The sequence below is a fragment of the Rahnella variigena genome (genome assembly GCF_003610915.1).
In the GTDB taxonomy this organism is placed as follows: domain Bacteria; phylum Pseudomonadota; class Gammaproteobacteria; order Enterobacterales; family Enterobacteriaceae; genus Rahnella; species Rahnella variigena.
The window spans coordinates 4,298,245-4,310,586 of the sequence record NZ_NSDJ01000001.1; the positions used below are offsets into that span (position 1 = coordinate 4,298,245).

At 55.1% G+C, this 12,342-nt stretch carries 4 protein-coding genes; 3 read left to right on the forward strand and 1 reads right to left on the reverse strand.

Features of this window, described 5'->3' with window-relative positions:
- Positions 1 to 238 precede the first annotated feature (238 nt).
- Genes CKQ54_RS19750 through CKQ54_RS19760 form a run of 3 tightly spaced genes read left to right on the forward strand, consistent with a single transcriptional unit; the run spans position 239 to position 11,856 of the window.
- Positions 239 to 1,897 (forward strand): ShlB/FhaC/HecB family hemolysin secretion/activation protein, encoded by a 1,659-nt coding sequence (locus tag CKQ54_RS19750; RefSeq protein ID WP_120161474.1) that lies wholly within the window; start codon positions 239 to 241, stop codon positions 1,895 to 1,897.
- A gap of 21 nt (positions 1,898 to 1,918) precedes the next feature.
- The gene (locus CKQ54_RS25670; RefSeq protein ID WP_120349688.1) at positions 1,919 to 11,545 is read left to right on the forward strand and encodes a hemagglutinin repeat-containing protein; all 9,627 of its coding nucleotides are present in this window, start codon (positions 1,919 to 1,921) and stop codon (positions 11,543 to 11,545) included.
- Positions 11,542 to 11,856: a hypothetical protein gene (locus CKQ54_RS19760; protein WP_120349689.1), complete on the forward strand. Its 315-nt coding sequence runs from the start codon at positions 11,542 to 11,544 to the stop codon at positions 11,854 to 11,856. Before CKQ54_RS25670 ends, CKQ54_RS19760 begins: the two co-directional genes overlap by 4 nt.
- 79 nt (positions 11,857 to 11,935) lie before the next feature.
- On the opposite strand, the gene CKQ54_RS19765 is transcribed toward CKQ54_RS19760, so the two are convergent.
- A complete protein-coding gene (locus CKQ54_RS19765; RefSeq protein ID WP_120349704.1) occupies positions 11,936 to 12,052 on the reverse strand; it encodes a SymE family type I addiction module toxin in 117 nt (38 codons plus the stop codon).
- Positions 12,053 to 12,342 lie beyond the last annotated feature (290 nt).

Here is a 12,342-nt window from a genome sequence, read left to right on the forward strand (position 1 = left end):
GCCGGAGAGTTAACTTTGTTTTTCGGTTATCAGATCTTTTTATTCAATCGTTTAATTAAGAATTTTCATAAAATACTAAGAATACTAATGATTTTCTATTTATCTGAAATAAAAATCTGAGTTTTAGAAATATTAAGAAATGAGATTTTGTGTAATGAAACGTAAACTGATATAAAGACGGCGTCAGGCCTTTGACGCATAACTAAAACTAATTGATTCGTAAATAAGGACATTTACAATGAATATTAAAGCCACCTGCTGGGCTATCGTTCTGGCAACCTTTCCGGTGCATGCCGCTTTGCTCAGTCCGGCAGACAGGGACAATATTGAGCAACAACAAAGAGATCGCTTGCAACAACAGCAAATGCAGCGTGATGAGCTGGAAAGAAGCCAGACGCTCTCTTTACCCGCCCCCGCCCCGGTTAACGCTGACGAAAAACCGTGCTTTACTATTTCCACCATAAATATTATTCAAGCCAATCATTTATCTTCCAGCACTCAAGACAAGTTAACGAAACCTTTAATTGGAAAGTGTTTAGGCATTAAGAGAATTACCCAGCTCGTGCAGGAAATATCTGATGCCTATATCGAACGCGGTTATATCACCAGCCGTGCTTTTCTTCCCGAGCAGGATCTCTCACGGGGAGAGCTGAATATTATCGTGATGGAAGGCAAGCTTCAGGATATTCAATTAGATAAACACAGTGACCGTATTTTGGTGATGGCTTTCCCTGGCCTTAAAGGCAAAATCCTCAATCTGCGCGATATCGAACAGGGCATGGAACAGATCAACCGGTTGCGCCAGACACCGGTCCAGATAGAGATCCTTCCGGCTGAACAACCGGGTTACTCCATTGTGAATTTAACCGCCACGCCGGAGTTTCCACTCAGCCTGGGTGTGGGATTCGATAACAGCGGGCAAAAAAGCACCGGCACCGGCCAGATGAATGGCTCGCTGATCGCCAGTAATGTGCTCGGACTGGCAGATCAGTGGTTTGTCAGCGGCGCGAAAAGCAGCGATTTCTCCAGCAGCCACGACGCCCGCAGCGTGCAGGCTGGCATGAGCGTGCCTTATGGCTACTGGCTGATGAATTACAGTTACAGCTACAGCGATTATCTCAGCACGGTGAATTCTCAGGGCTTCGGCTGGCGGTCAACCGGCGACTCCCAAACTCATCGTCTCAATCTTTCCCGCGTCGTATTTCGAAACAGCGATATCAAAACCGGCGTATCTGTCGGGATCAGCAACAATATGGCGCGTAACTATCTTAATGATGCTCCGCTGGCCAGCAGCAGCCGCAAGCTCAGCAATGTCAGCGTGGGCATCAACCATAGCCAGAAACTGTGGGGCGGATTGTCCACGCTGAACCCGACATTCAGCCGCGGCGTGCCCTGGTTAGGCGCGGAAGACGATCAACACAAACCTGACGATGCGCCCAAAGCAGAGTTCTCCAAATGGTCACTGTCCGGCAGTTACTACAAGCCGGTCAGCCAGAAAGTCACCTTCCTGTCCAGCGTTTACGGTCAGTGGACCGGCGACCGTCTTTACGGCAACGAACGCCTGACGATTGGCGGTGAAAGCTCGGTGCGTGGCTTCAAAGAGCAATATCTTTCCGGTGACAACGGCGGTTACTGGCGAAATGAACTCAACACGGCGCTGTTCAGTATGCCCTTGCTGGGTGCCATCAATGCTGTGGCCGCGGTTGATGGCGGATATCTGCATCATGACAATCATGACGTTAACGCGGCAGGCACGCTATGGGGCGGTGCGGTAGGGCTTAGCAGCAGCGCAAGTCATTTCTCCAGCCAGTTTACCGTCGGCTGGCCCCTGCGTTACCCCGGCGATTTAGCCCCTGACCGCGTCACGGTGTATTACCACCTGAATGTCGTGCTGTAATTTCTGATAAGGATATCGAAAATGGAAAAGAATACGTTACCGCCGGTCGCTGTCTGGCGTCGTCTGATGAGTTACACCCTGATGACCTTTCTCGCCATTCAGCCGGTGATGCCTGCCGTGGCGGCAGGTGTGCAGGTGGCAAACGGCGCGACGCAGGTTGATCAGGCAGGAAACGGCGTGCCGGTGGTTAACATCGCGACACCGAATCAGGCGGGCGTATCCCATAACCAGTATCAGAATTTCAACGTCGGCACCGAAGGCTTAATCCTCAATAACGGCACAGACCGGCTGACCCAAAGCCAGCTCGGCGGCCTGATCCAGAACAACCCTAATCTGAAGGCCGGGCAGGAAGCCAAAGCCATCATTAACGAAGTCACGTCGGCAAACCGTTCACAACTCAACGGGTATATGGAAGTGGCGGGGAAAGGCGCCAGCGTAATGGTTGCCAACCCTTACGGCATCACCTGTAACGGCTGCGGATTTATCAATACGCCGAATGCCACCCTGACCACCGGTAAACCGGTACTGGGTGCTGACGGCAAACTGCAATCCCTGGAAGTCACGCAAGGCGCGATCACCGTTGAAGGCAAAGGGCTGGACGCCAGCCAGAGTGGCTATTTCTCTCTGATTTCCCGCGCAACAGAAATCAATGCGCAACTTAATGCGCAGGATCTGACCGTGATCGCAGGAGCCAACCGCGTTGACGCCAGCGGCAAGGTCACGCCGTTAGCGGGCAAAGGCGACGCACCGCGTGTCGCCATCGACACCGGCGCGCTGGGCGGCATGTACGCCAACCGCATTAAACTGGTTTCCAGCGACAAAGGCGTCGGCGTCAATCTCAGCAATATCAATGCGCGTCAGGGCGATATGCAGCTTGACGCAAATGGCAAACTGACGCTCAGCAACAGCGCGACGGCAGGCTCGCTCGCTGCCCGTGCGCAGGACATTCAGCTCAGCGGCAAGCATCAGGCGCAGTCCGTCTCGATGACCAGCCAGGGCGAAATGCAGCTGCAAAACGCCACCATCACCAGCAACGAGAATCTCACCCTGACCAGCAATGGTCAGTTGCAGGCAAGTGGCAGCCAGATAACCTCTGGTCAAACGGTGAAAATGCAAAGCGCCCGGTTAACGGCGGATAACAGTACGCATATCGATGCACAGCGTGATGTGGAGCTGACCAGCAACGGCGACCTTGCCTTGCAGGGTAACCTGACTGCCGGGCAGGATGTCCGGCTCACGGGTAATAAGCTGAGTAATCAGGGAAATATTACCGCCAGCCGCAACACCGCCCTTCGCGCTACCACGCTGGAAAATAACGGAAAAATTCAGTCTCAGGGCGATTTTACTCTGGACTTAAGTACGCTGAATAATACCGGACAGTTGCTGTCAGGCGGGTCGCTGGCGATGAACGCACAAACCGCCACCCTCGGCGGCACGGTCAGCGCAGGAAAGGATCTGACGTTTACCGGTTCGTCCCTGAGCCTGAACGCTGACGGGCAGTTGCTTGCCGGACATGATCTGGGGCTGACGTTCAGTCAGTTTTCTCTGGCCGGTATCGCCAAAGGAAACAATCTGGTCTCCCTTCAGGGCGATCGTTTTACCGGTTCACAGAACAGTTCACTGACCAGCGACGGCGGGTTGTCGCTTCATCTGTCCGATGCACAAATTGACGGCCAGCTGGCCTCACTCGGTACGCTGACACTCAACGCAGACCGGCTGGTGACCGGCACGCAGGCGCAGTTGCAGTCGCAACAGGACATGACCTTAACGCTGAAGGAATCGGCTGATTTGCAGGGAACCCAGGTCGCCGGGGGTAATCTGGCGGTTCAGGCCGCCACCCTTAATCATAAGGGACAAACGGCGGCACAACATGTCAGCCTGCGCGCGGACACCCTGAGTAACGGCGGCAACGTGTCGGCTGAGACGTTGCATGTGAGCACAGATTCACTCATCAACAGCGGGATCCTTCAGGGCAACAGCGCCATGCAACTGGATGTCGCCTCGCTGAATAACCTGAGCAGCGGCCAGATTGTCACCGGTGGCGCCCTCGATCTTACTCTGCCACAACTGAATAATGCCGGTTTGCTGCTGGCGGACAGCTTCTCCCTGACCTCAGATTCACTCAATAACACCGGCACAATTCAGGGCTCTTCCCTGCTGGATATCCATGCCGACACGCTCGGCAATGGGGCGTCGGGTCGTCTGCTGAGCGGCGCAGATCTGACGCTCAGCGCGACGCAACTGGGCAACGCCGGCATCATCCAGGGTGAAAACGCCCGTCTCTTCGCCACAGATTTTACCAACAGTGGCAGCGTGCTGGGGCAGCAATCACTTGAGGCCACGGTCAGCCATCAGCTTGATAACACCGGCAAAGTGATGAGCCATGGTGCGATGCAAATCAGCGCAGAAACGCTGGAAAACAGCGGTTCCCTGCTCAGTGAAGGCAGCCTCGCGCTGAACGGTAACCGGCTGACCAACAGCGGCACCGTGCAGGCCAGCCAGCTCAATATCCAGCAGACACAGGTGGATAACCGTGGTGCGCTGAATGGTCTTAATACGCTGGCGATGACGTTGTTGCAGGATCTCAGTAACAGTCAGCAAGGCGCATTGCTCTCTCAGGGAGATCTGTCGGTTTCTGCGCAATCCGTCGTCAATGACGGTATCTGGCAGGGGCAGAATATTTTGCTCAGCGGCCAGCAGCTCACCAACAACGGCACGATTCAAAGCGCCGATGCGCTGACACTCACGCTCACGCAGAACTTCATCAGTGGTAAAAACAGCAAGCTGACTGCCAGCGGAACGGCGGCACTACAGGCACTGGCGCTGACCAATCAGGGGCAGTGGATCGCCAAAAACCTGAGCATTTTCGGTAATACGCTGAATAATGAAGGCGAAATCTCCGGTGTGGACGGACTGACTCTCACGCTGCAAAACGCACTGACTCAGCAATCCTCCGGCAAACTGCAAAGTAACGGCAGCACAGAGATCACCGCCAGCCACCTTGATAACGCAGGACAACTGCAAACCCGCGCGCTGACACTGAATACTGCCCGTCTCGATAACAGCGGCACCCTGCAGGCGCGGGAATCAATGGATCTGACCCTGACCGGCGATGCACAAAACCATGCCGGTGGTGTGATCCTCAGCGACGGCACACTGAATCTTAACGCCGCGACGTTTAACAACGACGGCATCGCGCAGGGCACGACGCGCGCCACCTTTGATCTCTCGCAGGGCATCAGTAATCAGGGACGTTTGCTGTCCGGCGGCCAGTTAAGCCTTGATACCCCGGCCTTCCTCAACACCGGCTGGCTGCAAAGTGACAGCCTTAACCTGAATATCACAAATACGCTGACCAACAGCGGCACGCTGATTGCCCAAAATCAGGCCACGCTCGGCGGGAATGCGCTGGAAAACAGCGGAACGGTTCAGGCAGGTGCGCTGACGCTTGATCAGGCCAGCGTGAATAACACCGGCACGTTGTTTGCCGCGCAAATGCTCAACCTGACGACACAGACGCTCGCCAACGCCAGCAATGCGAAAATTTTCAGTGCAGGCGATATCACGCTGAACAGCCGCACGCTGGCGCAAAACGGCCAGATTGTGGCGCTGGGGAATGTCACGCTGACGTTGCTGGAAGCATTAACCCAAAACGGCACACTGGCGGCGGGAAAAGTATTAAACGTCGGCACGTCAGGTGATTTCATCCAAAACGGCACGATGCAGGGGCAAAGCCTCTTACTGACCAGCGGGGGCAACTTCAGCAATCAGGGAACCCTGACGGGCGGTGACGGCATCTTTAGCATCCGTGCAGGAAACATCCGGCAGAATGCCAGCGGCAGCCTGCAATCTGGCGGTGATGTCAGCCTTGAAAGCCGCGCAGATATCGCCAACAGCGGGTTTATCGGCACTGCCGGAAACCTGCTTCTGAGCGCCACCGGCACACTGACCAACAGCGCGCTGCTCTATTCCGCGCTCGACATGACCCTTTTGGCTGACCGCATCAGTAATATTCAGGGCGACATTCTGGCCGGAAACAACCTGTGGATGATGAAAGATGCCGCAGGAAATGCCAGCAGTGAAACGGTCAACAGCTCCGGGACTATCGAAACAACCCATGGCGATATCTCGATTTACACCGGCCATTTGCTCAATGAACGCAACGGACTGAGTTTCTCCCATGAAACTCATCAGTATGTCCCGGCGGGTCAGGCCTACATTGACGTTTCACTGAAAGACATTGATCCCGCTTTACTGACCTACGATAAAGAAACGATTTGCGGTGGCGGCGTCAACGACCACTGTACGACCCGCTATTTTGTACTGATCAGCCCGCAACTAGAGGATAAAAAAGTCCTCATCAGTGATGAAACCTGGACGGCAACGGCGGGAGGTAATGCGTCCAGGATTGCAGCAGGCCGTGATCTCACCGTGCAGGCCAGTACGCTGGACAATAATGCCAGCAGCCTGCTATCGGGCGGTAACATGACGCTGTCCGGCGACCGGCTGAACAACAATTCTGTCGACACCGGCACCGTCTCGGCCTACCAGATTTATCATTACAACTGTGCAAAAGCCGCCGGTTGCCGTGAGTCTGTGAGCGCGACGGAATATGCCACTCAGAAGGCATCATCAACTACCGTTCGTTTTGACCTGACCGGTGCACCGGTTTATGAAACCAGCAGCGATGCCGCCGCTTACCGCGCGGTGATCCAGGCCGGTGGCAACCTGACCGCTACCTTTGCCAGCGATATCAGCAACACTTCATCCTCTGCCCATGCCGGCAGCATCAGCCATGAACTTTCTGCCCCTGCACTGAATTCCCTCAGCGCACCGGCTGAATTCGCCGGTGCATCGTCGCAGGATCTGGCCAGCGCCTCACAGGAAGAGATCACCGCCCCGCAATGGCGTGACAGTATTGCCGATGCCCTGCAAACCCTGAACGGCGGCACGACGCTCAACAGCGGCGATTACCCGCTGCCCACCAGCAACAGCGGCTATTTCGTGGTGAGCACCGACCCGCAAAGTCCGTATCTCATTATCACCAACCCGAAACTGGACGGACTCGGACAACTGGATAACAGCCTGTTCAACGAAATCTATGCGATGCAGGGAATGAAAGCGCCGGTCGCGCCACGTGAAACCGGCCGCCAGTACACGGAAGAATCCTCGTTTATCGGCTCAGCCTATTTCCTCGACCGCCTGAATCTGCACCCTGATTACGACTACCGTTTCCTCGGGGATGCGGCATTCGATACCCGCTACGTCAGCAACGCGCTGATTAACACCACCGGCAGCCGCTACATCAACGGATTTGGCTCCGATCTGGCGCAGATGCAATATCTGATGGATAACGCTGCCCTCGCGCAACAGTCACTCGGTTTATCCTTTGGCGTGGCGCTGACCGCGGCACAAGTGGCCTCACTGGATAAAAGTATTTTGTGGTGGGAAAACAGCGTGGTGAACGGCCAGAATGTGCTGATCCCCAAACTGTACCTTTCCCCGAAAGACGTCGCACCGGCCACCGGCAGCGTGATCGCCGGTAACAACATTCAGCTGGCGGGCGGCACGGTCACCAACAGCGGTTCGACGATGCAGGCCAGCTCCGGTCTTTACGTTTCGGGCCAGACCACTATTGATAACCTCGATGCCGGGCTGATGAAAGCGGGTGGCGATCTCAGCCTGTTCGCACTCGGCGACATCAGTAACATCGGCTCGACCATCAGCGGTCAGAGCGTTTCGCTGGTCAGCTTCGACGGCAACCTGATCAACAAGACACTGACCAATCAGTGGAACGCTGCGGGTAAATCCGGCGTCGATACCCTCGCCCTCTCAGACACCCAGACCGGCGATATGGCCTCAATCACGGCGGGCGATGCCCTGTCGATGTACGCCGGTAAAAATATCGACATCACCGGTGCACACCTCAGCGCTGGCAGCGATCTTGCCATGCAGGCGCTGGGCGATATCAATATCAGCGCCAACCAGACCCGAGAGCTTGACCAGCGCAGTTCACGCGGCCAGAACACCCTGACGGAGAGTACCGACACGCAGGCCAGCAGCATTTCCGCCGGTGGCAGCCTCGCCATGCAGGCCGGTCATGACCTGAACATCAGCGCCAGTCAGATTGCCGCAAAAGGCGATGCCACGCTCAAAGCCGGCAACGACATTAACCTGCAAACGCAGGAACAGAACGCCCGCAGCAAAACCAGCAACAGCGAACAACGCCTCAGCCTGGTGGATAACACCACGCTTAACGCAGGTGGGGATTTAACGCTGGTGGCCGGTCGTGACCTTAATTCGCAGGCAGCCAGCATGAGTGCGGGCGACAACGCCACATTAGCGGCCGGACGTGACGTTAATCTGAACGCCGAAGCCATCAGCAGCTACAGCGAATCTCACGGCAAGAAAAAACAGCAGATCGATGAGCAAATCCGTCAGCAAAGCACCGGACTGACCAGCGGTGGCGACACCCGCATTCAGGCCGGACAGGATGTGACCTTCAATGGCGCACAAGTCGATGCTACGGGCGATCTGGCTGTTACCGCCGGGCGCGACATCACCCTTAACAGCGTCACGGAAAGCGATTATTCCTTCTTCGAGCAGACGAAAACCTCGGGCGGTATTTTCTCAAAAACCACCACACACACAGTGCGGGAAGATTACGCGACTCACGAGAAAGGCACCCAGCTCGGCGGCGACAATGTTTCGATGATGGCCGGTCACGACCTCAACGTTAATGGATCCAGCGTCATCGGCGACAGCAATGTCAGCCTGCTGGCAGGCAACGACATCAACGTTCTGGCATCCACCGAAGAACAATCCGCCTACCGTCTGGATGAGAAGAAAAAAAGCGGCCTGTTCAGCGGCGGCGGACTGGGCTTCACCCTCGGTACCACCGAAACCCGCCACCGCGTCAACGAAGACGGCACCACACAAAGCCAGAGCGCAAGCTCGATTGGCAGCCTCGGCGGCGACGTCAGCCTGATGGCGGGCAACAACGTCCACGTCAGCGGCTCGGACGTGATCTCCACTCAGGACATGCTGATCAGCGGCAAAAGCGTGCAGATTGACCCCGGTCAGGACGCCCTGCACCGCAAAGAGACCTTCGAACAAAAAACCACCGGCCTGAACATCGCCCTGTCGGGTACCGCCGGTGCAGCCGCTAACAGCGGCTATACCGCCGCACAAAGTGCCAGTGATGACAGCAGCGGCCGGATGGCAGCACTTGATGGCATTAAAGCCGGACTGAACGGCTATCAGGCGTATCAGGGTACCCAGCTCGACGGCAACAACAGCGGGGAAAATAGCTTTATCGGCATCTCGGCCTCCATCAGCCATCAGGAAAGCCGGTCCGAGCAGATAACCGATCAACGCGCCGCCACCGGTTCGTCGGTGATGGCCGGCGGCAACGCCACGATCGAAGCACGCGAGGGCGACCTCAATGTTATCGGCAGCAAAATCAAAGCTGACGGTGATCTGAGCTTGTCCGCTGCCGACGACATCAACCTGCTGGCGGCGGATAACACCCAAAAAACCACCGGCAAAAACAGCAGCGCCGGCGGCGATATCGGCATCAGTTTCGGGGTCAGCGGTGAAAAAGCCGGGCTGAGCATTTTCGCCGACGTCAACGCCGCCGCAGGCAAAAACCACGGCGACGGCACCACCTGGACCAATTCCGAAATCGGCGCAGGCAACAACCTGAACATCAATGCCGGTAACGATCTGAACATCAGGGGCGCACAGGTTTCCGGTGAGCAGATCAGCGCTGAGATTGGCCGCAACCTGACGGTCGAAAGCCTGCAGGACACCGAACATTACGATTCGAAACAGCAGAGCGCCGCTGCGGGCGGCAGCTTCACCTGGGGCGGTGGCGGCGGCAGCGGGTACATCAGCCTGACGCAGGACAAAATGAACGCCGACTATGCCAGCGTCACCGACCAGAGCGGCATATTCGCGGGCAACGGCGGCTTTGACATCACCGTCGGCAACCACACCCAGCTTAACGGCGGCGTGATTGCCTCCGGTGCGACGTCGGACAAAAACCGCCTCGATACCGGCACGCTGGGCTGGAACGACATCCGCAACAAAGCCGATTACAGCGTCGAGAGCAGCAGCGCCAGCATGAGCTCAAGCGGTAACACCGCCTCACAGTTCATGGGCAATATGGCTAACGGCATGCTCGCCGGGCTGAACAACGACGGCAGCGCCGCCAGCACCACCGGTTCCGCTGTTGCGGACGGCACGATCGTTATCCGCGATAAAGAGAAACAGACGCAGGATGTCGCTGAGTTAAGCCGCGCCACCGACAACGCCCACAGCACACTGGCGCCGATCTTCGATGCTGCCAAAGAACAGCAGCGCATCGACGAGAACCGCGCCATCGCGCAGATTGGCTCGCAGGTCGCGGACATCGTGCGCACCGAAGGGAAAATCGCGGCACAGGAAGCGGCGAAAAATCCCGACAATCTCGCCGCCGCGAAAGCCGCGCTGGAAGCAGAAGGAAAAACGCCAACCGGTGAAGACATCGCCAGACGCGCCTACGACACGGCGTTAAACGATTACGGCACCGGCAGCGATAAACAGAAAGCCGTACAGGCGATCACCGCCGCCATACAAGGCCTGACGGGCGGCGACTGGAGCTCCGCCGTGGCGGGCGCAGCCGCGCCTTATATGGCTGAATACATCAAAACCCACACCGCCGAGGGCGCCCAGCGCATCATCAGCCACGCGCTGGCCGGTGCCGTTGTCGCCGAAATGCAGGGCGGCAATGCCGCTGCGGGCGCGGCCGGTGCGGGGCTTTCAGCCGCAGGCGCGAAGTACATCGCCGAAGCGCTCTATCCCGGCAAAGACATCAAAAATCTGAGCGAAGAAGAGAAACAAGGCGTGGTTGCGCTGGCAACGTTAGCCTCAGGGATCGCCGGTGGCGTTGTGGGGGGAGATGTAAGCTCGGGGGTAGATGGGGCTAAGGGCGGGAAGAATGAGGTTGAGAATAATGCGCTGAGTTTACCATCAGGAATGATGGATTACGGTCAGTCAGTCGCCTCCTATGCTCAATATGCGCAGGATAATAATTTGCCGCCGGACCAAGTCAAATCTGACATGGAGCGCATGGTCAAAGGTGACTTGCCGGAAGGTGCAGACATTATTAAAGCGATCCTGGAGAACAATCCTGGAACGGATACGGTAATGGCATTGTTATCAGCGGAAGATGCAAAAGACTATGCACTAGCGCTACTGTCATCAATCCCTGCAGAAAGAGTGCTTGCGGTGGTTGGTAAGGCAGCTAAGATTATTGATAATAAAGTCATTATTAGTGCAGCTGAGAAAATATCGACGGCGAAGACAGGTAAACAATTTACACAGCCGAGAGATTTGAATGAGCAGGTTATTTGGAACCAAGTGCAGGAGAATCCTGCAAAAGGTGAAATACTGCCAGGAATGAATAATGATCCTCGTTTTCCTGTAAGTGCAGGATTCCAAAAAATGCAGGTAGTCCAGAAAAATGCTAAAGGGGAATCAATCACTATACATTATCAGTACAACTCTACTACCGGTAAAGCCTACGATATGAAAATTGATACTCCTCAGAGAGTTAACACTAACCCGGCAGATGTAATCGAAAATATTAAAGGGCAGATTAAATGAAAATACAAGAGAAAGATGGAACCATAGTAGATGTGTTTGCCATATATTGGCTTGAAAATGAAACTCTGTTTTTAGGGTTACCTAAAAACTATGGTGGTTTAATTTCTTATAAAGAAAAAAATGTTCACGTTATTGATTCAACTTTGAATGGTGAATTTAATTATTTCTCTACGCATATAAATGGAATATATCATTGGGCTTTAATAAAAGAAGCATTGTTGGATGACATAATAGAACGAGACGAAGTCGCTTATAATCGCTTCGTTGAGATCTTGAAAGCGGAAGGTCGAATAGATCCAGACTTCTATTAGTCATTAAAATCCCGGCAAAGTCGCCGGGACTTTTTTATACGTCAGCTAATTACCCTTCGGTCGCCAGCCGGATGATCAGCTATCCCGGTTGTGTGATCACCTCCAGCTTCTGCCCGGTGGTAAAACCGAGCTGCCCGAGCCAGCGGCCCTTGAGGGTGACCTGCGGATACTGATCGGGTTGCCTGCGGTTACGTATCTAGCTGGGACATGGCTTACCTCTGTTATACCAATAATCTGTTCCGGTAGATCCTGGCTCTCCTTTTTCTCCTTTTAACAGATTAGAAAGAGGAAGGGGTCGTTTCAGTGATCATTGATTTCCCATTTGGCTACCTGAATCAGACAACAGTAATTGTTCTTTAACAAATTCAAAATGTGACTATCAAGCGCCCCTCTCCAACGCCGGGCGCGACATCACCCTTAACAGCGTCACGGAAAGCGATTATTCCTTCTTCGAGCAGACGAAAACCTCGGGCGGTATTTTCTCAA

Excerpts from the sequence above, each read along its gene's own strand:
- CKQ54_RS19750 (WP_120161474.1), top strand. The coding sequence starts at position 239 with ATGAATATTAAAGCCACCTGCTGGGCTATCGTTCTGGCAACCTTTCCG.
- CKQ54_RS25670 (WP_120349688.1), top strand. The coding sequence starts at position 1,919 with ATGGAAAAGAATACGTTACCGCCGGTCGCTGTCTGGCGTCGTCTGATG.
- CKQ54_RS19760 (WP_120349689.1), top strand. The coding sequence starts at position 11,542 with ATGAAAATACAAGAGAAAGATGGAACCATAGTAGATGTGTTTGCCATA.